22 protein-coding genes and 2 pseudogenes are annotated in these 25,846 nt (G+C 73.2%); 10 read left to right on the top strand and 14 right to left on the bottom strand.

Annotated elements, in window-relative coordinates; translation table 11 throughout:
- Positions 1–333 precede the first annotated feature (333 nt).
- The 3 genes from ABZ495_RS25735 to ABZ495_RS25725 all read right to left on the bottom strand — a co-directional run bounded on the left by ABZ495_RS25735 (position 334) and on the right by ABZ495_RS25725 (position 4,492).
- Positions 334–783, bottom strand: a complete 450-nt coding sequence (locus ABZ495_RS25735) for an SRPBCC family protein (protein WP_329491774.1) — start codon at positions 781–783, stop codon at positions 334–336.
- A 610-nt stretch (positions 784–1,393) separates the two neighbouring features.
- Complete coding sequence (locus tag ABZ495_RS25730) at positions 1,394–2,557, bottom strand: hypothetical protein (RefSeq protein ID WP_359838287.1); 1,164 nt, start codon at positions 2,555–2,557, stop codon at positions 1,394–1,396.
- A 678-nt stretch (positions 2,558–3,235) separates the two neighbouring features.
- Entirely contained in the window at positions 3,236–4,492 is a 1,257-nt protein-coding gene (locus tag ABZ495_RS25725; RefSeq protein WP_359838285.1) for a serine hydrolase domain-containing protein, read from the bottom strand.
- A gap of 331 nt (positions 4,493–4,823) precedes the next feature.
- Here ABZ495_RS25725 and ABZ495_RS25720 point away from each other — a divergent pair, with 331 nt between their 5' ends.
- Entirely contained in the window at positions 4,824–5,201 is a 378-nt protein-coding gene (locus ABZ495_RS25720) for a nuclear transport factor 2 family protein (RefSeq protein WP_359812319.1), read from the top strand.
- A gap of 55 nt (positions 5,202–5,256) precedes the next feature.
- Here ABZ495_RS25720 and ABZ495_RS25715 read toward each other — a convergent pair.
- A pseudogene (locus ABZ495_RS25715) lies at positions 5,257–5,729 on the bottom strand (transposase); the annotation flags it as partial.
- Positions 5,730–5,802: 73 nt separating this feature from the next.
- Here ABZ495_RS25715 and ABZ495_RS25710 point away from each other — a divergent pair.
- The 4 genes from ABZ495_RS25710 (at position 5,803) to ABZ495_RS25695 (ending at position 8,692) form a co-directional block, all read left to right on the top strand.
- Positions 5,803–6,174, top strand: a complete 372-nt coding sequence (locus tag ABZ495_RS25710; protein WP_359838283.1) for a hypothetical protein — start codon at positions 5,803–5,805, stop codon at positions 6,172–6,174.
- Between the two features lie 746 nt (positions 6,175–6,920).
- A complete protein-coding gene (locus tag ABZ495_RS25705) occupies positions 6,921–7,238 on the top strand; it encodes a hypothetical protein (protein ID WP_359838281.1) in 318 nt (105 codons plus the stop codon).
- On the top strand, positions 7,235–7,501 hold the full coding sequence (locus ABZ495_RS25700; RefSeq protein WP_329485119.1) for a DUF4235 domain-containing protein: 267 nt from the start codon (positions 7,235–7,237) through the stop codon (positions 7,499–7,501). Before ABZ495_RS25705 ends, ABZ495_RS25700 begins: the two co-directional genes overlap by 4 nt.
- A gap of 618 nt (positions 7,502–8,119) precedes the next feature.
- Positions 8,120–8,692 (top strand): Asp23/Gls24 family envelope stress response protein, encoded by a 573-nt coding sequence (locus tag ABZ495_RS25695; protein ID WP_359838280.1) that lies wholly within the window; start codon positions 8,120–8,122, stop codon positions 8,690–8,692.
- 547 nt (positions 8,693–9,239) lie between these two features.
- Here ABZ495_RS25695 and ABZ495_RS25690 read toward each other — a convergent pair.
- The 3 genes and pseudogenes from ABZ495_RS25690 to ABZ495_RS25680 form a co-directional block, all read right to left on the bottom strand.
- A complete protein-coding gene (locus tag ABZ495_RS25690; protein WP_359838278.1) occupies positions 9,240–9,437 on the bottom strand; it encodes a hypothetical protein in 198 nt (65 codons plus the stop codon).
- 232 nt (positions 9,438–9,669) lie between these two features.
- Positions 9,670–10,203 (bottom strand): hypothetical protein, encoded by a 534-nt coding sequence (locus ABZ495_RS25685; protein WP_359810408.1) that lies wholly within the window; start codon positions 10,201–10,203, stop codon positions 9,670–9,672.
- A 181-nt stretch (positions 10,204–10,384) separates the two neighbouring features.
- Positions 10,385–10,548, bottom strand: a pseudogene (locus tag ABZ495_RS25680) (LLM class F420-dependent oxidoreductase); the annotation flags it as partial.
- 407 nt (positions 10,549–10,955) lie between these two features.
- Here ABZ495_RS25680 and ABZ495_RS25675 point away from each other — a divergent pair.
- Both ABZ495_RS25675 and ABZ495_RS25670 read left to right on the top strand, forming a co-directional pair.
- Positions 10,956–11,201, top strand: a complete 246-nt coding sequence (locus ABZ495_RS25675; RefSeq protein ID WP_359838276.1) for a DUF2945 domain-containing protein — start codon at positions 10,956–10,958, stop codon at positions 11,199–11,201.
- Between the two features lie 251 nt (positions 11,202–11,452).
- On the top strand, positions 11,453–12,511 hold the full coding sequence (locus ABZ495_RS25670; RefSeq protein WP_359838274.1) for an SMI1/KNR4 family protein: 1,059 nt from the start codon (positions 11,453–11,455) through the stop codon (positions 12,509–12,511).
- Positions 12,512–13,388: 877 nt separating this feature from the next.
- Here ABZ495_RS25670 and ABZ495_RS25665 read toward each other — a convergent pair.
- The gene (locus ABZ495_RS25665; RefSeq protein WP_359838272.1) at positions 13,389–14,303 is read right to left on the bottom strand and encodes an oxygenase MpaB family protein; all 915 of its coding nucleotides are present in this window, start codon (positions 14,301–14,303) and stop codon (positions 13,389–13,391) included.
- Positions 14,304–14,695: 392 nt separating this feature from the next.
- Positions 14,696–15,835, bottom strand: a complete 1,140-nt coding sequence (locus tag ABZ495_RS25660) for a helix-turn-helix domain-containing protein (protein ID WP_359838270.1) — start codon at positions 15,833–15,835, stop codon at positions 14,696–14,698.
- An 87-nt stretch (positions 15,836–15,922) separates the two neighbouring features.
- Between ABZ495_RS25660 and ABZ495_RS25655 the strand changes: the two genes are divergently transcribed.
- Both ABZ495_RS25655 and ABZ495_RS25650 read left to right on the top strand, forming a co-directional pair.
- Positions 15,923–16,984, top strand: a complete 1,062-nt coding sequence (locus ABZ495_RS25655; RefSeq protein WP_359810393.1) for a ferredoxin reductase — start codon at positions 15,923–15,925, stop codon at positions 16,982–16,984.
- A gap of 7 nt (positions 16,985–16,991) precedes the next feature.
- Positions 16,992–18,116: an acyl-CoA desaturase gene (locus tag ABZ495_RS25650; RefSeq protein WP_359810390.1), complete on the top strand. Its 1,125-nt coding sequence runs from the start codon at positions 16,992–16,994 to the stop codon at positions 18,114–18,116.
- A 33-nt stretch (positions 18,117–18,149) separates the two neighbouring features.
- On the opposite strand, the gene ABZ495_RS25645 is transcribed toward ABZ495_RS25650, so the two are convergent.
- Together ABZ495_RS25645 and xylB are read right to left on the bottom strand one after the other, a co-directional pair.
- Positions 18,150–19,343, bottom strand: coding sequence for an ROK family transcriptional regulator (locus ABZ495_RS25645; RefSeq protein ID WP_359810387.1), 1,194 nt, complete (start codon positions 19,341–19,343; stop codon positions 18,150–18,152).
- A gap of 73 nt (positions 19,344–19,416) precedes the next feature.
- The gene (gene xylB / locus ABZ495_RS25640) at positions 19,417–20,847 is read right to left on the bottom strand and encodes a xylulokinase (protein WP_359810384.1); all 1,431 of its coding nucleotides are present in this window, start codon (positions 20,845–20,847) and stop codon (positions 19,417–19,419) included.
- Between the two features lie 93 nt (positions 20,848–20,940).
- Between xylB and xylA the strand changes: the two genes are divergently transcribed.
- Positions 20,941–22,113, top strand: coding sequence for a xylose isomerase (xylA, locus tag ABZ495_RS25635; protein WP_359810381.1), 1,173 nt, complete (start codon positions 20,941–20,943; stop codon positions 22,111–22,113).
- A 132-nt stretch (positions 22,114–22,245) separates the two neighbouring features.
- Here xylA and yjfF read toward each other — a convergent pair whose 3' ends face one another.
- The 3 genes from yjfF to ABZ495_RS25620 are packed head-to-tail and all read right to left on the bottom strand — an operon-like array spanning position 22,246 to position 25,819.
- On the bottom strand, positions 22,246–23,217 hold the full coding sequence (gene yjfF, locus ABZ495_RS25630) for a galactofuranose ABC transporter, permease protein YjfF (RefSeq protein WP_359810379.1): 972 nt from the start codon (positions 23,215–23,217) through the stop codon (positions 22,246–22,248).
- Positions 23,214–24,299 carry an ABC transporter permease gene (locus ABZ495_RS25625; protein WP_359838268.1) on the bottom strand — a complete coding sequence of 362 codons (1,086 nt, stop codon included), beginning with the start codon at positions 24,297–24,299 and terminating at the stop codon, positions 23,214–23,216. Before ABZ495_RS25625 ends, yjfF begins: the two co-directional genes overlap by 4 nt.
- Positions 24,296–25,819 carry a sugar ABC transporter ATP-binding protein gene (locus tag ABZ495_RS25620; RefSeq protein ID WP_359838266.1) on the bottom strand — a complete coding sequence of 508 codons (1,524 nt, stop codon included), beginning with the start codon at positions 25,817–25,819 and terminating at the stop codon, positions 24,296–24,298. The genes ABZ495_RS25625 and ABZ495_RS25620 overlap by 4 nt, the downstream gene beginning before the upstream one ends.
- Between the last annotated feature and the right edge of the window lie 27 nt (positions 25,820–25,846).

The raw sequence follows: 25,846 nt of genomic DNA, 5'->3' as shown, positions 1-25,846 counted from the left end.
GGGCCGGTAAGGCACAGCGAACCGGTACATCCCGGAGGAGCGCCGAGGTGGACGCCGCCCAGGTGGATGGCGGAGCGTCGGCGGATCTCGTGCAGGGGCGCTCGGACAGCTTCCTTCGGCTGAGCCAGTCCCTCTCGCGGACCGGGCCACGCAGGCGCCGAGGTGAGGTGCCCCCGCCTGCGGCCCGTCAGCTCCGGCGCAGCGCGCGACGCGGTGCTTCACCGGCCACGCGACGTCGGCCGGGTTCGCTCCCGCTCGCACATGACCTCGACCAGCCGGGCGCCCCCGCCACATCCGTGGACGTGGCGGGGGCGGCTGAAGGCGTGGTCCGGGTCAGAGGGTGTCGCGGTAACCACCGGAGGCGGTCCCGCGCTTCTCGATGAAGTGCTTGAACCGCTTGAGGTCGCCCTTGACCTGCCGGTCGAGCATGCCGGTCATGTCGGCGGCCTTCTCGGCCATGCCGCCGGGCTGGAAGTCCATCTCCATCATCACCCGGGTATGGGTCGCGTCGATCGGCTCGAAGCGCACCATGCCCGTCTGCCGCACGTCACCACTGGTGGTACGCCACGCCACGTGGTCGTCCGGGACCTGGTCGACGATCTCGGTGTCGAACTCCCGGGACACACCGGCGATCTTCGTCTTCCAGTGGTTGTGCCGCTCGTCGAGCTGGGTGATCTCCTCGACACCCTCCATGAACATCGGGAACTGCTCGAACTGCGTCCACTGGTTGTACGCCGTGCTGACCGGGACGTCGACGTCGATCTGCTCCTGCACCTTGCTCACCGCTGCTCACTCGCCTTCGCATCGCTTTCACGGTCGGGCAAGCACCTGCCCCGACCGCCGGCCGGTATGCCCGGCCCCTACCGATTCCGTCCCATCCCGGGCGAACCGGTAACCGCCGCCACCCATCCGAGTACGAACGCCTACGGCCGCGGTGCGCCTTACGGCGGTGCCGCGGCCCGGGGCGCCGGATGACGCGCCGTCCTGGAGCCCGGTCGACCCTACGGTTGGGCGGGTCCGCTCTTCTCGCCCTCACCCGCGGGTTCTCACCGCGCGGCGCAGGCGTGGGTGGGCCGTGTTCAGGTCCTCGGCGCCCTGGCCTTCCTGGTGGCCGAAGCCACCACCGCTCCCGCAGGATCCGGTCAGCCAACGATCGACCTGGTCCCCACGAGATCCGCCACCTGGTGACCGCACTGATCCTCGATCAGCGGCGCTCTCCACTGGTCGATCGGGCGGCCGGACGCACCACGGACGAGCCCGCCACAGCCAGTACCGGCGCAGACTCGCCACCTGATCTCGAAGTGCGGCCGGAGTACCTGCAGCGGTGGTTCCCCGCCGCCCCTGTGCCCCGGGAGGGCCCGCCGCCGTGCGAAGGAGCGGGCCCAGAGGCTGGTCAGCCCTTGCGCGGGTAGGCGACCAGGCCGCCCTCCGAGACCGACGGGACCTTGAAGACGCCCACCCCGGCCAGGTCGGCCACCGGGACGCCGTCCACACCGTCCAGCGCCTGCGCGGTCCCGGTGGCCAGCGACAGCTGGACGGGCGCCTTGGAGCCGCCGATGCCGCCGTCCTTGGTGAGCGAGGTGCCGTAGGCCGTTCCGTCGTCGGTGACGGCGGTGAAGGTCAGCGGCTTGCTGCTCTTCGTCTCCTCGAAGCAGTAGCCCTTCTTCGCGGTGAGGTCGAAGGCCAGGTGCTCGGAGACCAGGTAGCGGCCGTTCGGCGAGAGCGCCGAGGCGGGGGCCCCTCCGGTGCCGATCAGCGGCTTGTCACACAGCACCGACGCCTTGACCTGGCCGCTCTCGCCGTCCAGGACGGCCCACACGTTGTGGCTGCCCTGGTCCTTCTCCTGCCAGCGGGCCAGCAGTTGGCCGCCGGCCACCGGCCAGACCGCCGCCTGGGCCGGATCCGCCTCGGGCGGTGCCACCGTGGTGTTGTCCCAGCCCGCCGGCGACCAGAACCTGGTCGCGTCCAGGCTGTTGCTGACCACCGGGCCCTTGCCGGTCATCGCCACGACCGGGCCGTTGCACTGAAGGCAACCCGTGGGCGCGGTGAGCGATTTGGGCTCGACGGTCTGCTGCGCGCCGGTGGCCGCGTCGACCACCGTGACCTTGTCGGTCACCGAGTCCAGCAGCAGCTTGCCGCCACCGCCGTCGAGCACCTCGTGCCGGCCACCGCTCGGCATCGGGATCTCCAGGTGCTGGGCGGGGACGGCGTCCTGGCCCGAACCTTCGGCGGCGAAGACGTCGATCGAGTAGATCTGCTGGGCCTTGGTCAGCGCGTCCCCGCCGGACTTGCCGGTGGACCAGAGCACCGCGAACTCCTTGCCCCCGGCGGACACCACCATCAGCTTGGGCGCGTACGCCTCGCCGAGGCCCTTGACCGGCTTGCTCACCCACCGGACCTTCCCGGTGCCGGCCTCCCGCGCGGTGAGCACATACGTCTGGTCCGTGCCGGACAGCGTGACCACCAGCCCGGCCTTCGGCAACACCGCGTAGCTCACAGCCTGCTGGGCCGTCAGCTGCCAGCGCGCGGTGTTCCCGTACGCCGCCGGGACCCTCATCGCGAGGGTGGGGGCATCCGACGGAGCCGACGGAGCACCGTTCCCGGCCGGCGTCGTCGAGGCCGCTCCCGCAGCCGCCCCCGCACTCGCGCCGTCACCAGTCCCACCACTTCCGCCGCTCCCGCACGCCGTGAGCACCCCCGCCGCCAGTAGAACGCCCGCCACCCTGGTGATCCGCACCCGAAAACCTCCTCCCCCGAAGGGGAACGCGGACCAGCGCGCTCCCCCGGTCATGCCGTTCTGGTCGCGACACGGTACCAACGCGGCGGACCTTCGTGCCCGGTTTTCCCGCCGCTCCTGTGACAGTCCGTCAACGAAGCGGCCCCGTACTCCGCGGCCGTCCCGGGGCCCGGCGGGTCGCCGCCGCGCCGCACCCGGGTCGCAGCCCGGAGGCTGCGCGGGAGGGGTGCGGTGCGGGGTCGGGTGCGGTGCCGCCGGGGCAGCACCGCACTGGCTATCCGGACGAGGGGAACGGGAGCCGAGGGCGGTCCTCACCGCGGACCCGGCCCCGGGACAGCGACCGCGGTGATGTGGCGATCACCTCGCAGGCGCACACCATCCGGTCGAAGGCCAGGCAGGTGCCACGTCCGGATCCGGGCCGCCGCCCCGTCCTCCTCGTCAAGGCGGGGGCCAATCCCCCGGGAGTCGGTACGAAGGGGGACCGCGCTGCCCGTCGGTCTACCGGCAGAGGGCCGCGTCCACGTCGGCGGCGATGCGCGGCTTGGCCTCGACGGCGGGCACGGTGGTGACCGCGATGTTGGCGGCGCGGCCGTCCTCGGTGACGCCACCGCGGGTCACATAGCCGGGAAGGGTGCCGCCGTGGCCCCAGTAGACGCCGCCGCACGTCAGCTGGAAGCTGGCCAGACCCAGCCCGTAGCGGGCCCCCTGGCCGAGGTACTCGTCCACCGGGACGGTCGTGCGCATCTGCGCGAGCAGCTCCGGGGCGAGCAGGCCGCCGCCGATCAGCGTCGTGTAGAACCGGTTCAGATCGGTGTTGGTGGAGACCAGCGCCCCCGCGGCCCAGCCCCAGGACATGTCCTGCCGCGTCACGTCGGTGAGCGGGCCGTCCGGCGTCAGCCGGTCGTAGCCCTCGGGGTGCGCCTCGTGCACCGTGGTGTCCCCGGGGACCGGGAAGTAGGTGTGCCGCAGACCGATCCGGTCGATGACGCGGTGGGTGATCTCCTCACCCACCGGCCGGCCTGTGATCTTCTGGATGATCATCCCGGCGACCAGGTACCCGGTGTTGCTGTACTTCCAGCCGTCGCCGGGAGTGAAGTCGGACTTGTGGGCGAGCGCGAGGTCGAGGAGGTCGCGGGGCTCGTGGTAGCGGTCCAGCCGGTCGCCCTCCAGGTATTCCGTGTAGTTGGGCAGACCCGAGGTGTGCTGGAGGAGCTGACGGACGGTGATGTTCCGTCCGTCGATGCCGTCCCCGCGCAGCAGGCTGGGCAGGTAGGTGTCGACGAAGGCGTCGAGCCCCACCCTGCCCTCGCCGACCAATTGCAGCACGACCACCGAGGTGAAGGCCTTGGTGTTGCTGCCGACCCGCACCTGGCCGTCCACCGGCACCTTCGCCCCGGTGGTCAGGTCACCGACTCCGGCCGTGTACCGGCGGGTCCGGCCGTCCCGGCCGGTGACGGTGGCCAGCGCGGCCGGCGCCTTGAAGTCCCTCACCAGGGCCTCCAACCCCTGCTGGACGCCGTCCGGCCGACGCGAGCCGGACGCGGCGTCACCGACGGTCGCCGAGTCGGCGGCGAAGGTGGCGGAAGCCCCGGAGCCCGGAGACGCCGTGGCGGCCGGGGACGCCGTGGCGGAGGCCGGCACGCCGATCGCCAGCGTGCCGAGCGTCAGTGCGCCGGCGATGACGGCCACCGCTGTCCGGGCCCGCCCGCCGAGTCGGAGACGGAGGCGGAACCGGGGCGACACACACTCGTTCACGAAGGAACTCCTGTCGATGGAGGGTTCCCGGGGCCTCCCGGGTGACTTCCAGCGAACCACCCACCGCCCATGAGGGTCGTCCGCGCACAGGACGAGACCACCCCCTCGCCCCTGCACCCCCGGGATGACACATCCAGGACCCCGGTCCCACCCACCCGTCATCCCGGAGCCCCACGCTCGCGCCCCGAGCGGCTTCCGCTTCCCTCTGCTCCCCCATCGTTGCGGTGGACCGCTTCGTCGCAGCGCTAGGTGCTGTGACCGGGATGGTCCACCGTGATCGGAAGGCGGCTCGCGGGGTGAGCGCACGCGCCATGGCTGGTATTACTGGGGCATGCAGGAAGAGGCGGCACGCTCCGCGATCGACACGTTCATCTCCGCGTTCAACACCTCGGACGACAGCTATGTGACTGCCCTGCTCTCCCGGGCCCTGACCTCAGACGTGGTCTTCTGGGGACCGCTGGGTCGCAGCGAAGGAATCGCGGCAGTCGAGCGGTTCGTGCTGGACATCCGACGCCACCCGGCGGGGAGCGGCACGATGGTGCGCTGCTCAGCGGTGGACATGCCTGACGAGTGGGCCCGGTACCAGTGGGTCTTCACCACGCCGGATGGAGGCCCCCGTCTGGCGGGAACGGACGTCGTCCATCTACGGCGGGGCCTCATCGACCAGTTCATCGTCTTTGCGGGGGAGATCGAGCCGTCCGCCTCCTGAGTCGTCCTTCTGTCGCTGTCACCCCGGGACGCCGGGGGCTGCGGTTCGCGGTCGCTCAGGCCGCGGTGCTGAGGGGGCGTCCGCCCCGGCGGATGCCCTTCTCAGTGCGGACACGCGCACGCTCGCGGCGCCGGGCGGCGAGGACGTCGGGGTGGCGGGCGCTGCTGTTGCGCCAGCGCAGGTAGGCGTGCAGTGCCCGGGGCTGGGCGGTGTGGTTGGGGTGATGGGAGCCGGCGATGGTGAACTGCCGCAGCGGCCCGAAGTGGGTCTCGATCGGGTCCGCCCAGGAGGCGTAGGTCGGTGTGAAGCACAGCTCGACACGGTGCTTCCTGGCCCAGTGGCGGATCTTCTGGCCTGTGTGCGCGGGCAGGTTGTCCAGGATGACGTAGATCGGGGCGCCGTCGGGTCGGGCCGCGCGGATCGACTTCAGCACGGTCAGGGTGTTCGCGCGCCCTTCCTGCGGCGGTTGACGCCCCAGAGGGTGTCGTCGCCGACGGAGTAGCAGCCGTGGAAGTACCGGACGCCGTGGTGCCCCGAACCCCTGGCCGTCGGCCGCGCGCCGTGAGACCGTCCGCAGGTGACCGACACCGCTGCTGGGGCAATGACCTCGGAACGCCCGGACGACCGCGTTGCGTCCGCGCTCCGCTTCTCGACGGAACTCGTCGCATGGGTGGCCACCCCCTGGGCGCTGGCCGACTACTCGTGGCTGCTTGCCACCCTCTCCGTCCTGGCCCTGATCGGCCTTCCGACGTTGTTCTCCACCCCGGGGGACAGAGCCAACGTGGTCGTCGCGGTGCCGGGTTGGGCCACGATCCTGCTGGTACTGCTCCAGCTCGCGGCGGCGGTGGTCTCCTCGTGGCTGGCCTGGCCCGCCTGGGTGGCGGCCTTCGTGACCGTACTGGCCGCCGCCACCCTCTTCACGGAGCGTCGACGCTGGCGGTGGCTGGTCTCCGCGCACCGACGCGCAGGCTGAGGCCGCCCTTTGCCCGCTGCGGAGTTGACCCGGCCCGGGTCCGTCGCGGGGTCCGCGACATCCGCGTCGACGCCCCGCTCCCCCGGCCAGCGTGCCGAAACCCTCCGGCCCGGCCCCGGGCGGTCCCAGGTGCGAAGAACGGCAAGCCAGCTCCCCGCCATGACGTCGGCGAGACCAATGAGAGCGAACCCACGCCCAAGCGCGCCTGGCCCGCTCGAGGTCGAAGGTCAAGCTGGGATCGCCTCTCAGCACTGCCCATGGTCCGGTCCAGAACGGCGGTCGGGCTGCCGCCCCCGCGCCGCCGGCGGCACACTCCACGTCACGTCAACGCCACAGCCAGGCGAGCCAGTTCGCGGTTCGACCGCTGACCTCCCCCTGATGGCCGCACTCGACCTGTTCGAGCGGCGGTGGAGCCTGCACATCCTCTGGGAGCTGAGCGGCGGCCCCGTGCGGGCACGGCGCAAGGCGCTGGAGAGACAGGGCGTTGTCCCGGGGCAGCCACGGCGCGGCGGCGAAACCGTCCGCTTCGGACATACCTCGCCACCGATACCCCGTCATCCCACGACCCCGTTCCCACCCGGCCGGGATCACCTGGGCCGCCCGCGCCGAACAAAGGCGGATGCGCGGCGCGTTCGGGGGTAGCCGGGGTTGTACCGGCCCAGCCGCACCTGCGGAGGACTCGGCCGTACATCGAACGCCGACGGGCGGGCCACGCACCCGGCCCTCGCCGACGAAAGGGGACAGCTGTGAAGAACCCGGCACAGGAGACCGTCGCGCACGCCGCCGAGGCGGTTCGCGACACGTTCACCAAAACCGCCCGGACCATGCGTGACCACGCCCCGAAGGATGTCCTGGACCGCGCCGGAAACCTGGCGGCCCAGGCCCGGGGCACGGCGGCGCATGCCGGGCGTGTCGCGGCGGACCACACCCCGGCGCAGGTCCGCTCGAAGGCGGGCCGGGCCGTGGGCGCCGCCCGCGCCAACCGGTCGCCGCTGCTGGCAGCCGCCGCGGCAGCCGTCCTCGCGGTGGTCCTGCTCCGCAGCCTGCTCGGACGGCGCCGGTGAAGGCCGCCAAGATCGCCTACAGGCCGGTCGGCCTGCTGCTGGGCGCATCAGCAGGCCTCCTGGCCGGCGCCCTCTTCAAGCAGACCTGGAAGGTCCTGGGCCACGACGACGACGCGCCGAACGCGACCGACGAGCACCGCACCTGGCTGGAGATACTCGTCGCGGCCGCCCTCCAGGGCGCGATCTTCGGCACCGTGAAGGCGGCCGTCGAACGGGGAGGCGCGGCCGCCACCCACCGCCTGACGGGCACCTGGCCCGCCTGAACCACGGCACTTTCGAACTGAAACAGCGCCCCCGGCTCTGGTTCGCGCCGAGCCCTACGACCCCCGGCGGTCGCCCCGTTCACGCCCGGGCCGGGGGCCGGGCATGAACGGGGCCTCGACCCCACCGGCCGGACACCGGGCCAACCCGATTCCACTGGTTCCACTGGTTCCACTGGTTCCACCAGGGAGGGAAGCTCAAGCGGGGTCGTCGAGCACGAGCCGGCACCGGCCGTCCTGCGCTTGCTGCCCCGCGGGACGGCTCGCGGCGTGTCGTCCGCGCGGTCGGAAGCCCTCGTCCACCTGACGGCTCACCGCCGACGCCCGGGCCTGGCCCTCCGGCCCCGCCCCTGAGCCTGCTGTTCGTTCCGGGCGATGGCCCCGAGGACGGCGCAGGCGTGGGCGCGTGGCCCTGGGTGTCCAGCCAGGGGAGGCGGCGGTCGGAGCAGTCGAGGCCGGCCTTGCTCGGTCATCTCCAGTAGCCGAACCTCAGCCGGTCGCCCGGCTCCCGGCGCCACGGCACCCCGATCGCCGGTCGAACCAGGGTTGGTCCACCCGGTGGTGGGAAGGTGCTCGGTGGTCGGCCGGTACGGTCGGCCACGAGGTGCAGGCAGGTGAACGATGATGACCTATCCCACCAACCCGACGGGCAGCGGTGCGGTGCAGAAACCCGCGACCACGGCCCCCACGCCTCCCGGCGACTACGCGGCCGCAGCAGCCGAGCCCTCGTCGGCGCCCGGTACCGGGCCCGGACGCCCCGGGCCGAAGCGCCCCGGTCCCGTGGCCGCGGTCCGGCAGCAGGACGCCTCGGGGCCGCCCGCCGGCAGAACGACCGTTCTGAAGGGCGCGGTGGCAAGGATCGTGGCCACCGCCGCCTGCGAGGTACCGGGTGTCCACCGGCTGGGCGGCGGACCTTCGCTCACACATGGCAATCACGGGGGCGCTGATCGGAACGACCCCGCTCGCGGGGTGGAGGTGGAGGTCGGCGAACGGCAGGCCGCCGTCGACCTCGATGTCGTGACGGAGTACGGGTTCTCCATCCCGCGCACGGTCGACGCTCTCCGGGCCGCCGTGGTCGACGCAGTGGAGCAGATGACCGGCCTGGAGGTGGTCGAGGTGAACGTCCGCGTCACCGATGTCCACCTGCCGCAGGACGACCTCCCGGCGGCGGGCGAGACACCACGGGTCATCTGACCCGGACCCTCAGGGCCGTCCGGGGGACCCACCCTTACGGCCTGTCCTGGCGCCCGGTCGACCGGTCCCGGTCGGCCCGATCACCGCAGGCCCGCTCCCGCACTCCACGGGCCGGCTTCGAGCACCGGGTGGCAGGAACGACCGGCCGCCCGGGCAGGCACGGACGGCCCCTGAACCTCCTCTCCAGCGGCAGGGCACGCGCATGGCCAAGGGGGCGACATCGTGTGGTTGTGCGGCGAGGACGTGGTCGGGGAGGCGTTCGCAGAACGTTCCCAGCGGGCGGCGGGCGGCGGGCGGCGGGCGGCGGGCGGCGGGCGGCGGGCCAGAGCCGTGGCGTGAGGGCGGGGTCGGGCCAGCCCGCCGGTGCAGAGCAGGGCAGAGCAGGAGGGTGGAGCCGGGTCGGCAGCTGGACGGTGACGTCGGCGCGGGTGGCGCCCTCAGCGCAACCTCGGCTGCACCAAGGAGTCGATCATCCGCCGCACCCCCGCTGATCACCCAGCCACGCGCCGCCCCCGCCGGTGTGGCGCAGGGGCGGTTCGGGAGGAGCTCAGACCGCCGCCCGCGCGGGGTCGTCGGCCGGGAAGCCGTGTGCCGGGTCGATCCGGTTGTCCGCGCTCAGGAAATCGCCGCTCAGAGGTGATCCGGATGCACGTCGCAGCGCGCCCACGGCGGGGTCGGAGATGGAGACCGTGAGCCGGTAGGGCGGGTCGCCGATGGTGGTGTTCGACGAGTCGATCGGTGCCACGAGCACCCGCTGGAGCGCGATGCCGTCGTACCCCGGGCTCAGCGTCTGCGCGGGGAGCGTGACCCCCGCCGATCCGCCGCTGCCCGGCGTGATGCGGGCCGCCCGGCCGACCCACGGCGGCAGGTGGGGGCCGCAGGGCTGCCGGGCGGGCCCCCGGAGACCGCCCGGAGCGAGCGCGACCGCGTCGCGCGCCCCGGGCGGCCGGTGCCGGGCGGTCCTTCAGGGGCGCGCGTCAGGCCCGGCGGCGGGAGAGCGCCACGACAGCGGCGGCGACGAGCATGGCGGCACCGGCGGCGGCCAGTACCGGCCCGGCGTACCGGGCGGACTGGAGCACCACGTCCCGGGCCGGGCCCTCCCCGTCGCGCGCGACCGCCGACCCGGCCGTGTCGGTGAAACCCGCGAAACCCGCCTTCGCCCGCTCCGCCCCGGCGCGCAGGCTGTCGGTGGCCCCGCCGAGTCCCTCCTCCACGGCGTGCCGGGCCTGGTCCGCGCCGTGGCCGACGAGTTCCCGGGCGTGCTCGGCGGTGTGGCTGACGCGCTCCCGTGCGTCGGCCACCCCGTGGCTGACCCGTTCCCTGGCCTGCTCGGTGCTTCGGAGCACGCGTTCCCGGGCCTGTTCGGCTGCATCGCGCGCCCGGGCTGCGACGTCGCTGCCGGCGTCGCGCTCCGCGCCCGTGTCGGCGAGACGGTCGCGGGCCTCCTCGGCCTGCGAACTCAGCTCCGCCATGGTGCGGGCAGACTCATTGGTGCTGTGGTCGGCGTCCATCGGGGGCACACTCCTCGGTCACGTCGATGTGTCAGTCTCGTCGATGTCGGTCAGGTGGGCGGGGCGATCAGCTGGACAGGGTTAGGGGCGGCCGTGCGGTTGACGTCAGCGCAGGGCCGACGGGCAGGCTCTCCCAGACGGACGCGGCCCGGTGGGGCCCGGGCGTGGGAGGTGGACCGCGTCACAGCTCACGCAGGGCGGGGAGCAGGGTGCGCTGGGACCAGTCGAGGAAGACCTCCCTGTGGTCACCGCCGCCTGGACCAGCGCCACCTCGTCGAACCCCGCGTCGGCGTACGCCCGGACCGCTTCGACGAAGCCCTCGACGCGGTCGCGGCAGGGAGCCGCGAGGACTCGACTCGGCGACGTGTCCAGCCACGGAGAGTAGTCGTCGGAGATGGCAGCGAAGTCGTAGCCCGCCTGCTCGGCGTGGACGACGTCCTGCACCAGGTGCCGGGGGCCGACCCGCCCGCTCATCACCGTGTAGCCGACTCTCACCATGCCCGGACGCCTGCCCGGGTCCCGCGGAACCACACTTCCTTGCCGGTCGATCGGCCCGAGACGGGGCGGCGGGCGCCGCTTCGAGCGACGCCCGCCCGCCTCACGACCGCCCGCCTCACGACCGACCGCCGCGCTGGGGCAGCGGACGGCTGGAGCTCCACGCTCCCCGTCGGAGCCCGCGAGATTCGCTTCGGCCGGGGATGGGCACACGCCCGGTCGGACCCACGACGCGGCCGGAGCCGGGAGGACGCACCATGACGACCAAGTCCCACGCCACCGGGAACGGGCGGAAGCGGCTGCGGCGAGGCGACCACGTCTCCTGGCGCAGTCACGGAACCACCGTGACCGGCCGGGTCGAGCGGGAGATCACCTCGCAGGTCGAGGCCGCGGGCCGGACGGTCGACGCCTCACCCGAGGAGCCGCAGTACGAGGTGCGCAGCTCCGCCTCCGGGCGGACGGCCGTACACCGGCCGTCCGCCCTGCGCCGACGGAAGGACTGACCGGACCCGGCGGCGCCGGCACGCACCGCTCGCCCTGACGGCGCGCCAGAAAGAGCGGCTTCAGCCGGAGCGGCGTCAGCAAGAGCGTCGGCGGGTCGCCCTCCGAGAGGAACACGAGAACGTCATCAGCCTTGCAGCGTGAGTCGGCGAGGTCGAAGAGGGACCCGAGCGCGGGCCGGCAGGACCGCTCGAAGGCCTCGCGCCCGGCCGGGGTCCGGTATCGACCCGAGCGGGCCGCCGTCCGGCCGCTCATGCCGGAGCACTGGCCCGCCTACGAGGAGTACCAGGCCAAGAACGACCGGGAGATCCCGGTCGTCCTGATCGAGCCGACGGCGTTCGGTCGGCCGCCGTCGTCCGGCCGGGCGGCCCGGCTCGACGCCGTCGTCCGGCGGGGACTGTCCCCTCCCGGCGGTAGGGTCGTGCCGCCGACGCACCGACCGAGGGGGACCCTGATGACCGACCGCACGACCGACGGCACCGCGAGCACGCCCAGCGCGGCCCAGGGCGCCGGCAGCGCCGCCGGCGACGACGCCGTACGGACCGCGGGGCGACTGCGGCGGGTGGCGGAGTCCTCCGAGGGGCTGGTGGTCCTGGACCCGGGGATCAGCGACGAGGAGATGGACGGCTGGCCGGCGCCGGTGCCCGAGGAGATCCGCGCGCTGCTGCGAGTCGTCGGGGGCGTGCGGATCACGGTCTCGCGGTCCGCGGTCAACGGCCACCTGTCGATCGAGCACGTCGACCTGGGTCACCCCTTCAACCGGGGCTGCTACCCGGCCGGTGACAGCAGCTGGTACGTGGAGCACGCCGGCGGCGCCGGCACCCACTGGTTCGTCTACCTCGACCACGGCGACGGCCACACCTACGTGGACGTCGACCGGGTCACGGGGGCGTGGGGCCCGGTCTTCCGTTTCTGGGACGCCACCGACTCCGTGCGCGTGGCGCCCTCGCTGACCGCCTGGCTGGAGCGCCTCGCCGACTGCCTGGAGGAGGCACTCGCCTCGGCTCGGGCCGAGGCCGGACCCGGCACCGCCATCGAGGTCAGGACGTTCGGCCGACACTTCGGCGATCGGTGGCCGGACCCGGAGCGGGAGGCGACGACGGTGGAGCCGGTCACCGCCGCGGCGGCCCGGTTGAGCGGTGACCCCCTGCTGCGCGAGGCCGCAGCGGCCCTGCCCGACGACGCCCTGCTCGCCGATCTGCGGTCCGTCACCGGCCCCGCCGCCGTCGACTTCCCGCTGCCGGTGAGCTGCCGCTACGCCCGCTGGTCGGCCGGGGCCCTGCTGTCCGCCACCGCGTGGGACGGCGAATAGCTCCGAGGGGCGGGGCCGTCGGCCCACTTGGCTGAATCTCGCCCCCGGTCGGCGGGCCGACGCCCGTGTGGTCCCGGCCGCGCGGGGAACGCGGGCTCCCGGACGGCGCCGGACACGAGGTCCGGCGCCGCACGGCTGGACGAGAGAGGGCGATCCCCATGATGGCGACAGTGGCGGTGCTGGCTCTGACGATCCTGCTCTTCAGTGCCGGACTCGGTCTCACCGTGGCGGTGGCGGGCCTGGCGAATCGGTTCGGGCGGTCGGCCGCGCGCCGCCGGCGATGACCGGTGGGCGACCGACCCCGCCGGCAGGGGCCGCCAGTGCAGGACGGAGGAGAGCGCCGCACCGCACCCCGCCAGGAACCAGGCCAGGCGGCCGTGGGTGCGGGCCAGGCCGATCACCGGAACGGCGAGCGCCTCGCGCCGCCGTTCCAGGCGCCGGGGCTCCACCGCACCCTCCCGGCCGGCCACCCTGAGGCAGGCGGCCACCTCGCGGGCCAGCGCCCGGTCCTTCGGTGTCCGGTCCTTCGGTGTGAGGTCCCCACCCTGCTGTCCCGAGCTCCGGACGTCGCTGTGCACCCCTTCCCCCGGGTCAGGGCGGGGGTCGCCGATGGCCGCCCGGCTGCGGGCCGCGGACGGGCTCCGGACACTGCGCTTCCTGGGGCTCCCGGTACGGCGCCTGGTGCAGGAGAAGTTCAGCGAACCCGGCCACCGGTCTGGTCCTGGCCGTGATCGGCGTCGTCCTCCGGGCGGCGGCCGGCGCCACTACTGGGAGACGCCGGGCGGCCGTCCCTTCGGGCACCGAGGTCCTGGTCAGAGGTCCTGGTCAGAGGTCCTGGTCAGAGGTCCTGGTCAGAGGTCCTGGTCAGAGGCCCTGGTCAGGTCGGGACGCCCGGGTCCACCCGCCGACCCGCCTCGCCCCCGGGCGGGCGGGTCATCGCCCACCTGATCCCCCTGGTCACGCCGGCCGCGCCCAGCCGGACCGCCGGCCCCTCCACCACCGGCAGGTAGGGCAGGCGGAGTTCCCGCCGCGCCCACCCCGGCAACAGCGAGACCGCGCCGGCCGCGAGCAGCCCGTACGGCGGGCGGACCACCCACGGCAGGGGCGGCCGGAGGAGGATGAACCGCGCCGCGTCGAGGGCTGCCCTGGTCCGGTGCAACTCCGCGCGGTACGCCGCGAGGACGGCAGCGAGCTGCCGCTGGTCGCGCGGCGGGTCGACGACACCCAGCGCGGCGGCCACGACGGCGGCGTCGGCCACGTAGCCGTCATAGGCCTCGTCGTCCAACGGCCTTTCCCCGTAGGCCCGGTGGGCGCGGAGGAAGCTGTCGACCTCGGCGGCGTGCACCCAGCCGAGCAGGTGTGGATCACCGGCCCGGTATGCCTCCCCCGAGGCACTGGTGCCGCGGACCCGCTCGTGCACCGCCCGCACGTGGTCGACCGCCCGCTGCGCGTCGGCCGCCGTCCCGAACGTGGTGACCGCGAGGAAGGTGCTGGTGCGCTGGAGCCGGCCCCACGGATCGCCCCGGTAGCCGGAGTGCGCCTCGACGGCGGCCATCGCCAGCGGGTGCAGCGACTGCAGCAGGAGCGCCCGGAGTCCGCCGACGAACATCGAGGCGTCCCCGTGGACGACCCGGATGGGCCGGTCCGGGCCGAACCACCGGGGGCCCGGCGTCTCGTGGATCCGGCTCCGGGTGGCCGGGCCCTGCGGCCCGGCCACCCGGGCGAACAGTTCCGCCCCGGCGCGCCGCCGGAGCGCGGCGAGGGCCGGGATGCCGGAGATGCCATCGGTCATACCTGCCACTGTAGTTCCGCGCCGCGCCGACGGGCCGCCACCGACGGGCCGCCGCCCACGGGCCGCGCCACCGGCCGGACTGGTCGCACGGCGATCCCCGCCCCCGGCGGCAGGGGCCGCGGGCTGGGGTGAGGGCCCGCGGAGAGGCGGGCGGGGCCGGCTTCCCGGGGACCGTCGGAGCGGGCGCACCGGCGCCCGGAGCGGCGGCGTACATGAGCCGTTCCCGTCGTCGTCGGTACCGGAGACGGTACGGACTCAGGGGTCCGCACCGGGCGCCGCACGCGGCCGACCACGCAACTCACCTGGGAAGACGTGGCCCGGCCTGCGGTTCGGGAATCGCTTCTGATTCCTGGCCCGCGCGCGGACGCGGTCGTGGGCGCCCGGAGTACGCGTCAGCCGGCCGGAAGACCCACCGCCAGGGTCAGTTCAAGGACCCGGTACGGCGACGCGAGATCCGGGAACAGCTCCCGCAGCTGCGACATCCGGTACCGGACTGTCTGGGGATGGACGAACAACGCCGCCGCCACCTCGTCCCGCCTGCCCTGGTGCAGCAGCCACGCTCGCAACGTCTCCTCCAGCCGCCGCGCGGTCGCGACGGGCAAGGTCCGCAACGGTGCGAGCGCGCGGGCACGCAGGTCTGAGAACGCGTCCATGTCGGCGCTCAGCACCAGCTCGGGCAGGTGGGCCTCGGTGTCGCGGATGCCAGAGGAGAGGGAGCGCGCGCGCACGGCTCGCGCGTACGAGGCGGACGCACGAGTCCACGGCCGGGCCGGACCGACCACGGCGGTGCGGTCGGCCAGCTGCCGCAGGAGATGCGATCGGTCGACATCGGGAACGAGCAGCACACCGGTGGCGTCCGGCAGATCATCGAGGACGAGGGTGCCCGGGTCGAGCGCGCGGTAGGCGGGCCGGGCCTGGGCGGCGGGCAGCAGGACCGCGGTGAGCGAAGTCGGAGGCTGCCACCCGGCCCGTTGAACTGAGGCCAGCAGCACGTCCGGGCTCGCGTCGGCGAGGAGGTCGCGGGCCAGGTGTTCCAGGTGGCGCTCGCGGGCCCTGCCTCGCGCCGCCAGTTCGTCGGCGTGGCCCGCGGCGCTCGCGGCGGAGAGCTCGTCGATGTAGGCGAAGGTCAGCTCCGCGAACTTGGCGACCTCGGCGGCGGGCAGACCTACGGGCACGGCACCCGCTGCCAGACATCGCCAGGCCACGCGGGCGCCGACGCGGTAGGCGCTGAGCAGGGCGTCCATCGAACGGCCGTCGCGCACCTCGCCGCGGCCCAGCTCGTAGGCTGCGTCACCGGCGTCGCCGCCCGTGGCATTCCCGCTCGCGAGGTCCAGGTAGTGGCCCAGGGCGGTGCGGACGGCTCGGCGGATGGTGCCGCCCATGCGGCCCGAAAGGGCGTTCGCGTAAGGAGGGACCTCGTCGATGATCGCCTGGACGACCTCGTCGGCGGTGGCCCTCAGCGCGGCCCGAAGCGCGGTGACCGTCGTCTCATCCAGGACCAGCTCGCTGGCCCTCCGGATTGCTTGACTCACGCTTCTGTTCCCTGCGAACAATTCGGTCGACCAGATTCACGTCCTACGGTCAGGACTTTACACCCTGAGGCGCAGCAAGCTGGAGTCATGACGAGTGCAGCCCTCCGCAAGAGGGCGTGGAAACTGCTGGAGATGGTCACGACGCCGCTGCTGCCGTCGGACTACCTCGACCTGGTCAGCCCGCTGCGTGCGGGCGCCGACCTGCGCGGGCGCATCGAGGCCGTGCACCCCGAGACGGGTGACGCCGCGACCGTCGTGATCAGGCCGGGACGGGACTGGCGCGGCCACGCGGCCGGTCAGTACGTGCGGATCGGGGTCGACGTCGACGGGAGGCGCCTGTGGCGTGCCTACTCCATCACCTCACCGACGGACCGCCAGGACGGCCGGATCACGATCACCGTGAAGGCGATCCCGGACGGCAAGGTCAGCAACCACCTGGTCCGCAGGGCGGCACCGGGCACGCTGGTCCAGCTCGACCAGCCGACCGGTGACTTCGTGCTGCCGCCTGCCAAGCCCGCCAAGGTGCTCTACCTGACGGCCGGCAGCGGCATCACGCCCGTGATGGGCATGCTGCGCGACGTCGAGTTGGATGACGTCGTCATGGTCCACTGTGCGCCGCGGCCCCAAGACGTGATCTTCCGCAACGAGCTGCACGGCCTGGTCGCGGACAAGAAGCTGCGCCTCGTCGAGGTGCACAGCGCCACGGACGGCAAGCTCGACATCGCCCGCCTCGGCGAACTCGTGCCCGACTGGGCCGAGCGCGAGACCTGGGCCTGCGGGCCCGCGGGTCTGCTCGGCGCCGCGGAGGAGTACTGGACCGAACACGGCGTCCGGGATCGCCTGCGCACCGAACGCTTCCGACCCCGCATCGTCGTCGCCGGCGACGGCGGCGGCGGCGAGGTCACGTTCAGCGCCACCGGCACGACAGTCGACGCGGACGGCGCCACGCCGTTGCTGGACATCGGCGAGGAGGCCGGCGTGCTCATGCCCTCCGGGTGCCGCATGGGCATCTGCTTCGGCTGCGTCACGCCGCTCAAGGCGGGCGCCGTCCGCGACCTGCGCACCGGCGAGATCACCGAGGCCGAGCCGGGCGTCCTCATCCAGACCTGCGTGTCCGCCGCGGCGGGCCCCTGCGACATCGAACGGTAGACGCACCTTGACCGCCATCGACCCCACCGCCCACCTGACCGCGCAGCAGATCGAGGAGCTCGGCCGCGAGCTGGACGCGATCCGCGACGAGGTGATCGCCGACCGCGGCGAGAAGGACGCCGCCTACATCCGTAAGGTCATCTCGGCGCAGCGCAAGCTCGAGCTGGCCAGCAGGGGCGTGCTGCTGTTCTCGGTCTTCCCGCCCGCGTGGCTGCTCGGCACCGCCGGCCTGTCCGTGGCGAAGATCATGGACAACATGGAGATCGGCCACAACGTCCTGCACGGCCAGTGGGACTGGATGCGGGACCCGAAGATCCACTCCACCACCTGGGAGTGGGATCACGTCTCGCCGGCCGAGCAGTGGAAGCACTCGCACAACGAGTTGCACCATACGTACACCAACGTGATCGGCAAGGACAACGACCTCGGCTACGGCATCATGCGCGTCGACGAGGACCAGGAGTGGCACCCGGCCCACCTCGGCCAGCCGCTGTGGAACTTCCTCAACGCCTGCTTCTTCGAGTACGGCATCGCGGCGTACGACCTGGAGCTCGGCAAGAACCTGCACAAGCGCCGCCGCAAGGACCCGGAGTTCCGCGCGCGGGCCAAGGCCGTGGGCCGCAAGATCCGCAAGCAGGTGCTCAAGGACTACGTGATCCATCCACTGCTGTCAGGCCCGTCGTTCCTCACCACGCTCGCCGCCACGTTCACCGCGAACCTGGTCCGCAACATCTGGTCACACTCGGTGATCATGTGCGGGCACTTCCCCGAGGGCGTCCAGGTCTTCGAGCGCCGGTCGATCAAGGGCGAGACACGCGGCCAGTGGTACCTGCGCCAGATGATGGGCTCGGCGAACATCAGCGGCAGCAGGGCCATGCACTTCATGACCGGCAACCTGTCGCACCAGATCGAGCACCACCTGTTCCCGGACCTGCCGAGCAACCGGTACGCCGAGGTCGCGGTGAAGGTGCGCGCGCTCTTCGAGAAGTACGAGCTGGAGTACGTCACCGGGCCGCTGCTCGAGCAGGTGTTCTCCGCGTGGCACAAGGTCTTCCGGCTCTCGCTGCCCACCAAGAAGCCCAAGGTCATGACCCGGGCCGGGCGCGCGATGGTCGTGGTCGAGCACGACTGACACGGTGACGGCCCCGGGACGCTCCCGGGGCCGTCAGCCGACGGACAGCAGGGTCGGGTCCGCCATGATCCGGCGGATCGTGGTCTGCGCCGCGCCCAGCACGGGTCCGCGACGTCCCAGGGCGGACGAGCGCAGCGCCTCCGGGGGCCAGGGCCGGACGGTGACCCGGTCGGTGAGTTCGGCACGGACGGACGGCAGCAGCCACGCGGCCAGTTCGGCGTAGGTGCCGCCGAGGACGAGGCCGTCCGGGTCGATGAGGTCGACGGCGGAGGTGAGGGCGAGGCCCAGGGCACGGCCGGCGCGGTCCAGGGCCGCCAGGGTCGGCGGGTGCCCGGCACCGGCCCGCTCGGCCAGCAGGGCGACCGGGTCGCCGGCCTCCGCGGGTCCGCCCGGACCCGGGTCGTGCTGCGCGAGACCGGCCTCTCGCAGCACGGCCGCCTGGCCCGCGTACTGCTCCAGGCAGCCGCGCGCGCCGCAGACGCACCGGAGGCCGCCCGGGTGCACGGGGATGTGCCCGAGTTCGCCGGCGAAGCCGCGGGCGCCGCGGAACACCTGCCCGTCGATGACCAGGGCGGCGCCGATCCCGGCGTCCGCGGAGACGTGCACGAAGGTCTCCGCGGCCTGGCCGGCGTTCCAGTACTCGGCCAGAGCCCCGAGGTTGGCCTCGTTCTCCGGCTCGGGCGCGGTGTCCGGATCGGGCCAGTGGTCGGCGACGCGGACGGTGTGCCAGCCGAGGTTGGGCGCGCGATCGACCTGTCCGACGGGTTCGTTCGGCACCACCCCGGGCACGGCCAGGACCCGGCCCTCGACGCGGAGACCGAGGTCGCGGGCCTCGGCCTCCGCGTCGGCGGCCAGCGCGGCGACCTCCGCCAGCACCTGCCCGGCCGGCCGGCCGGCGTTCGACCGTTCGACCCGGCGCCACACCCGGGGTTCTCCGCGCAGGTCCACGACGCACGCGCCGAGGTGCATGACGCCGATCTCCAGACCGAGGCCGGCGGGGCCCCGGTCGCTCACCGACAGCGCGCGTCCGGGGCGGCCGACCCGTCCGTCGGGGGCGGTATCCGTCTCGGTCAGCGCACCCCGCCCGATCAGTTCGTCGACCAGCGAGGAGACGGCCGCCCGGGTCAGGCCGACGCGTGCGGCGACATCCGCGCGGGACAGCGGGCGGCTGAGCGGGTTGTGCGCGGCGACCGTGCCGAGGACCACCGAGAGGTTGCGCCGTCGCATGTCCTGTTGCGAAGCGGGCCCGGAGCCCCGGCTGTGCCCCGTTCTGCCGACCACTCCCACGCGCGGGCCCCTCCTACCGGTCCTCGGCCGGGGCTCCCTGCAAGGCCCCGGCCCGACGCAGGGTACCGCTGATCCGTTCGAGTGCGTCCGCGTCCCGTGCCACGGGCTCCAGCACCGGGCCGTCGGCGGTGCGCCAGCGGCGGGCCACCGCGTCGGCGGGCTCGCCGGTGAGCAGCGCGGCGGCTTGGGCGGCCGCGCCGAGTGCGACCAGTTCCCGCGCGGCGGGTACCCGCACGGCCCGGCCCGAGAGCCGCAGGACGGTCCGCTGCCAGGCGCGGCCCCGGGCACCGCCACCGATCAGCAGCAGCGGCTCGTCGCCCGCCGGCTCCTCGCCGCCCGCGCGCAGCACCTCGTCCAGGGCGGTGAGCAGGGCGTGGGCGGCGCCGTCGTAGGCGGCTTGGAGCACCTCCCCCGGGGTGGTGTCGTGACGGAGTCCGTGGACCAGGCCGGACGCGCCGGGCAGGTCCGGGGTGCGCTCGCCGTCCAGGTAGGGCAGCACCACCACGGTGCCGCCGTCCTCGACCTCCTCGCGCCCGCGTCCGAGGAGGGCGGCGACGCGGTCGACGGCGAGGGTGCAGTTGAGCGTGCAGGCGAGCGGCAGCCAGCCGCCGAGGGCGTCGGCGAAGCCCGCGACCGTCCCGCTCGGGTCCACCGGCCTCTTCCGGCCGACGGCGTAGACCGTCCCGGAGGTGCCGAGGCTGAGCACGGGCTGCCCGGGCCGCAGTCCCAGCCCGAGGGCCGCCGCCATGTTGTCGCCGGTTCCGGCGGCCACCAGGGCCCCCTCGCGCAGCGCCGTCCCGGGGCGGACCAGGCCGGCCGGTGCGCCCGGCACGAGGACCTGCGGCAGCAGGGCCGGGTCGAGGCCGATGCGGTCGAGGACGACCTCGTCGTAGCCGTCCGGCCCCCACCAGCCGGTCCCCGACGCGTCGCCGCGGTCGGTCACCGCCTCCCCGGTCAGCCGCTCGGTCAGGAAGTCGTGCGGGAGGCGGACGGCCGCGACGCGGTCGGCGGCGGCGGGCTCGTTGGCGCGCAGCCAGGCCCACTTGGGAGCGGTGAAGGCGGCGGTCGGCAGGCTGCCGGTGCGCCGGACGATCTCCGCCGGGCCGATCCCGGCTCGCAGCGCGGCGGCCTGGGGGGCGGACCGGACGTCGTTCCACAGCAGCGCCGGGCGGACCGGTGCGCCGGCCGCGTCGAGGGTGACCAGGCCGTGCTGCTGGCCGGCGATGGAGACGGCGGACGCGCGTCCGGCCCAGCCCGTCCCCGAGACAGCCTCGTCGAAGGCCCGCCACCACTGTTCGGCATCGCTCTCCCGGCCGGCTCCCTCGCTGACGGTGTGCGGGGCTCGACCCTCGCCCAGGACCGTGCCCGTGTCGATGTCGACGGCGAGGGCCTTGGTGGACTGGGTGGAGCTGTCGACGCCGATCACGACACGCTGCTCAGCCATGCGTTCCTCCGATGGGGTTCCTTCTGACGCCCCGGCATACTAATTTGTTGAGAGCCCTGACAAACACCCTCCGCACCGATCCGGAGCCGCTCCATGTCCAGCGACCCGCTCGCCCCCACCCCCGCGCACAAGTTCACCTTCGGCCTGTGGACCGTCGGCTGGCAGGGTCGCGACCCCTTCGGCGACGCGACCCGCCCCGCCCTCGACCCGGTCGAGACCGTGCAGCGGCTGGCCGGACTCGGCGCCTACGGCGTCACCTTCCACGACGACGACCTGATCCCCTTCGGCGCGGACGACGCCACCCGTGAGGAGACCGTCAAGCGCTTCCGCGCCGCGCTGGACGCCGCCGGACTGAAGGTCCCGATGGCGACCACCAACCTCTTCACCCACCCCGTCTTCAAGGACGGCGCCTTCACCGCCAACGACCGCGGCGTGCGGCGCTACGCGCTGCGCAAGACGATCCGCAACATCGACCTGGCCGCGGAGCTCGGCGCCTCGGTCTACGTCGCCTGGGGCGGTCGCGAGGGCGCGGAGTCCGGCGCGGCCAAGGACGTGCGCACCGCGCTCGACCGGCTGAAGGAGGCCTTCGACCTGCTGGGCGAGTACGTCGAGCAGCAGGGCTACGACCTGCGCTTCGCGATCGAGCCCAAGCCCAACGAGCCGCGCGGCGACATCCTGCTGCCCACGGTCGGCCACGCCCTGGCGTTCATCAACGCGCTGGAGCGCCCCGAACGGGTCGGCGTCAACCCGGAGGTCGGCCACGAGCAGATGGCCGGGCTCAACTTCCCGCACGGCATCGCCCAGGCCCTGTGGCACGGCAAGCTGTTCCACATCGACCTCAACGGCCAGTCCGGCATCAAGTACGACCAGGACCTGCGCTTCGGCGCGGGCGACCTCCGGCAGGCCTTCTGGCTGGTCGACCTGCTGGAGTCGGCCGGCTACGACGGCCCGCGCCATTTCGACTTCAAGCCGCCGCGCACCGAGGACTTCGACGGCGTCTGGGCCTCGGCCGCCGGCTGCATGCGCAACTACCTGCTGCTGGCCGAGCGCTCCCGCGCCTTCCGGGCCGACCCGGAGGTGCAGGCCGCGCTCGCCGCATCCCGGCTGCCCGAACTCGCGCTCCCCACCGCCCAGGACGGCCTGGCCGGCCTGCTGGCGGACCGCTCCGCCTTCGAGGAGTACGACGTCGACGCCGCCGCGCGGCGCGGCATGGCCTTCGAGCAGCTGGACCAGCTCGCCCTCGAACACCTCCTCCGGGCCCGCTGACCCCGGTCACGGCGAAGCCGGGTCGTGCGAGCCGCACGACCCGGCGCCCCCGGTGCCCACCTCGGCCGATGGCCGCGGTCCGGTACCCACCCCGGCACGGCCGGGGCGGGCCGGCCGGGGCGGCGCGGTGTTCTACCGACGACGGACGGTGTTCAGGCGCTGGAGGACGATGAAGACGAACAGCAGCCCGCCGATCACGATCCTGGTCCACCATGAGCTGAGGGTGCCCTGGAAGCTGATGACGGTCTGGATCAGGCCCAGCACCAGCACACCCAGCACGGTGCCCAGCAGGTAGCCGGAGCCGCCGGTGAGCAGGGTGCCGCCGATCACCACGGCGGCGATCGCATCCAGCTCCAGGCCGACCGCGTGCAGGCCGTACCCGGAGAGCATGTAGAAGGTGAGCAGCACACCGCCGAGCGCCGAGCAGAAGCCGCTGATCGCGTACACGGTGGTCTTGGTCCGCCCCACCGGCAGACCCATCAGCAGGGCGGACTGCTCGCTGCCGCCGAGCGCGTACACGTTCCGCCCGAGCCGGGTGTAGTGCAGCACGACGAACCCGGCCGCCAGCACCAGCAGGGCGATCAGCACGCTCGGCGAGACGAACAGGTCGCCGAGCGGGATCCGGGTCTGCGCCATCGCGGTGTACCACGGATCCGTGATGGAGATCGACTCGATGCTGATCGTGTAGCACAGTCCCCGGGCCAGGAACATGCCCGCCAGCGTCACGATGAAGGGCTGGATCTCGAAGACGTGGATCACCCACCCCATCACCCAGCCGCCAGCCGTGCCCATCAGCAGTACCAGCGGGATGACCACCAGCGGCGGCCAGCCGTGCCGCTCGACCAGCCAGGCGGAGACCATGGTGGACAGCGCCACCACCGCGCCGACCGACAGGTCGATGCCGCCGGTCAGCACGACGAAGGTCATCCCGACCGCGACCACGAGCAGGAAGGCGTTGTCGATCAGCAGGTTGAGCAGCACCTGCCCGGAGAAGAATCCGTCGTACCGCACCGAGCCGACGGTGAACATCGACACCAGCAGCACGGAGGTGACCAGCAGCGGGATCTGCGCGCGAACTCTGGTCAGCAGGGTGTTGGCGTTCACGCGCCGACCTCCCGGTTGGTGATGGTGGCGGCGGGGCCCGGCCGGACGCCGCTGCGGCGGCCGGCGCCGCGCCGGGCGAGCTTGGCACGGAAGTTCGGCGACTGGATCAGACAGACCGTGATCACCACGAAGGCCTTGAAGACCAGCGTGGTCTCCGGCGGGATGCCGATGGTGTAGACGGTGGTGGAGAGGGTCTGGATGATCAGCGCGCCGAGGACGGTGCCGCCGATCGAGAACCGGCCGCCGTTGAGCGAGGTCCCGCCGATCACCACCGCGAGGATGGCGTCGAGTTCGATCCACAGGCCGGCGTTGTTGCCGTCCGCTGCCGAGACGTTGGAGGAGACCATGAGTCCGGCGACCGCCGCGCACAGCGCACTGAACACGTACACCAGACCGACCAGGCGCATCGCCCGGATCCCGACCAGCCGGCTGGCCACGGGATTGCCGCCGACCGACTCCAGCAGCAGGCCGAGCGCGGTGGAGCGGGTGAGCAGCGCGGTGAGCAGCGCGACCAGCGCGCTGAGCAGGATCGCGAACGGCATCGCCAGCCAGTAGCCGCCGCCGATCAGCTTGTACGGCTCGCTGGTGATCGTGATGATCTGGCCGTCGGTGATCAGCTGGGCGACGCCGCGTCCGGCGACCATCAGGATCAGGGTGGCGATGATCGGCTGCACCCCGACCCGGGCCACCAGCACCCCGTTCGCGAGGCCCAGCAGTACCGCCGTGCCGAGTGCTATGCCGACCGCGCCGAGCACCGTGCCGAGGCTCCCCGGGTCGGCGGCCTCGCTGATGTGGAGGCAGGCGAGCGCGCCGGCGATGGCGACCGTGGAGCCGACGGAGAGGTCGATCCCACCGGTGGCGATCACCAGGGTCATGCCGAGCGACACCAGGATCAGCGGCGCGCCGAAGTGCAGGATGTCGACCGTACTGCCGTACAGGTGACCGCCCTTGAGGTGGAGGGCGAAGAAGTCCGAGGTGAAGGCGAGGTTCGCGAGCAGCAGCACGGCCAGCACGGCGGCCGGCCAGAACAGCCGGTGCCGGGTCACCGCCCAGGCCCTCGGGGTGGTCGGCGCCGTGGTCATTGTTCCGCTCCGCTCGCGATGGTGGCCAGGACGCGCTCCGGGGTGAGCTCGCCGTCGTTGTCGAGTTGGGCGACCATCCGGCGGTCGCGCAGCACGCCGACGCGATGGCTGAGCCGCAGCACCTCCTCCAGTTCGGCGGAGATGAACAGCACCGCCATGCCCTTCTCGGCGAGGTTCGCGACCAGCTTCTGGATCTCGGCCTTGGCGCCGATGTCGATGCCGCGGGTGGGCTCGTCCAGGATCAGCAGCTTGGGGTCGGTGATCAGCCAGCGGGCCAGCAGCACCTTCTGCTGGTTCCCGCCGCTGAGGTTGCGGACCAGCGCCTCCGGGTCGGCCGGGCGGATGTCCAGGGCGCGGATCCAGCGCAGCGCCAACTCGTCCTGCGTGGTGCGCGACAGCGGACGGGCCCAGCCGCGGGCCGCCTGTAGCGCCAGCACGATGTTCTCCCGGACGGTCAGCTCGCCGACCAGGCCCTCGGTCTTGCGGTTCTCGGAGCAGAACGCGATGCCGTGGGCGATCGCGTCGCGCGGGCCGCGCAGGGCCGTCTCGGCGCCGTTGATCCGCACGGTGCCGCGGTCCTTGTGGTCGGCACCGAACAGCAGCCGGGCGGCCTCGGTCCGGCCGGACCCCAACAGGCCTGCCAGGCCCACCACTTCACCGGAGCCGATGGCGAGGTCGTACGGCTCGACGGCGCCCCTCCGGGCCAGGCCCTCGGCTTCCAGGAAGGCCCGGCCGGTGGCCGGCGCGGAGCGCTCGCGCCGTTTGCCGCCGGCGAGCTGGTCGAGTCCGGCGAGCTCGGAGCCGATCATCCGGGAGATGAGGTCGATCTGGTCGAGCTCGCCGGTCAGGTACTCGCCCACCAGCCGGCCGTTGCGCAGCACGGTCATCCGGTCGCAGATCTCGTAGATCTGGTCGAGGAAGTGCGAGACGAACAGGATGGCGACCCCCTGGTCGCGCAACCGCCGTATCACGGTGAAGAGCTGGCGGACTTCGTCGCGGTCCAGGCTGGAGGTCGGCTCGTCCAGGATCAGCACCTTGGCCGAGACGTCCACCGCTCGGACGATGGCCACCAGCTGCTGGACAGCGATGGAGTGGCTGCCCAGCGGTGCGCTGACGTCGATGTCCAGCTCCAGCGTGCGGACCAACCGGGCGGCCCGGCGGCGCGTTTCGGCCCAGTCGATCAGGCCGAGGCGGCGCGGCTCGCGGCCGATGAAGATGTTCTCCGCGACCGACAGGTTCGGACAGAGGTTCACCTCCTGGTAGACCGTGCTGATGCCCGCCTCCTGGGCCTGCAGCGGTCCGGCGATCCGCACCCGCCGCCCGGCCAGCACCACCTCGCCGCCGTCCGCCGGGTGCACCCCGGTCAGCACCTTGATCAGCGTGGACTTGCCGGCGCCGTTCTCCCCCATCAGGGCGTGCACCTCGCCGGGGAAGAGCCGGAAGTCGACCCCGTCCAGCGCCACCACCCCGGGGAACTCCTTGCGGATCCCCCGGACTTCCAGGACCGGTTGCTGACGCACCCCGGTTCTCCTCTCCTCGTGCGAACC

The sequence above is a fragment of the Kitasatospora sp. NPDC005748 genome, from assembly GCF_040630735.1.
Classification (GTDB): Bacteria; Actinomycetota; Actinomycetes; order Streptomycetales; family Streptomycetaceae; genus Kitasatospora.
Note: the sequence above shows the minus strand (reverse complement) of the source record. Positions and strands in the feature narration are given on the sequence as shown.

What these genes read in the sequence shown, in the direction of transcription:
- ABZ495_RS25695 (WP_359838280.1), top strand. Translation starts at nt 8,120, where the DNA reads ATGATGACCTATCCCACCAACCCGACGGGCAGCGGTGCGGTGCAGAAA.
- ABZ495_RS25685 (WP_359810408.1), bottom strand. Translation starts at nt 10,203, where the DNA reads ATGGACGCCGACCACAGCACCAATGAGTCTGCCCGCACCATGGCGGAG.
- ABZ495_RS25665 (WP_359838272.1), bottom strand. Translation starts at nt 14,303, where the DNA reads ATGACCGATGGCATCTCCGGCATCCCGGCCCTCGCCGCGCTCCGGCGG.
- ABZ495_RS25655 (WP_359810393.1), top strand. Translation starts at nt 15,923, where the DNA reads ATGACGAGTGCAGCCCTCCGCAAGAGGGCGTGGAAACTGCTGGAGATG.
- ABZ495_RS25675 (WP_359838276.1), top strand. Translation starts at nt 10,956, where the DNA reads ATGACGACCAAGTCCCACGCCACCGGGAACGGGCGGAAGCGGCTGCGG.
- ABZ495_RS25720 (WP_359812319.1), top strand. Translation starts at nt 4,824, where the DNA reads ATGCAGGAAGAGGCGGCACGCTCCGCGATCGACACGTTCATCTCCGCG.
- ABZ495_RS25730 (WP_359838287.1), bottom strand. Translation starts at nt 2,557, where the DNA reads ATGAGGGTCCCGGCGGCGTACGGGAACACCGCGCGCTGGCAGCTGACG.
- ABZ495_RS25710 (WP_359838283.1), top strand. Translation starts at nt 5,803, where the DNA reads ATGACCTCGGAACGCCCGGACGACCGCGTTGCGTCCGCGCTCCGCTTC.
- ABZ495_RS25625 (WP_359838268.1), bottom strand. Translation starts at nt 24,299, where the DNA reads ATGACCACGGCGCCGACCACCCCGAGGGCCTGGGCGGTGACCCGGCAC.
- xylA (WP_359810381.1), top strand. Translation starts at nt 20,941, where the DNA reads ATGTCCAGCGACCCGCTCGCCCCCACCCCCGCGCACAAGTTCACCTTC.
- xylB (WP_359810384.1), bottom strand. Translation starts at nt 20,847, where the DNA reads ATGGCTGAGCAGCGTGTCGTGATCGGCGTCGACAGCTCCACCCAGTCC.
- ABZ495_RS25670 (WP_359838274.1), top strand. Translation starts at nt 11,453, where the DNA reads ATGCCGGAGCACTGGCCCGCCTACGAGGAGTACCAGGCCAAGAACGAC.
- ABZ495_RS25645 (WP_359810387.1), bottom strand. Translation starts at nt 19,343, where the DNA reads ATGCGACGGCGCAACCTCTCGGTGGTCCTCGGCACGGTCGCCGCGCAC.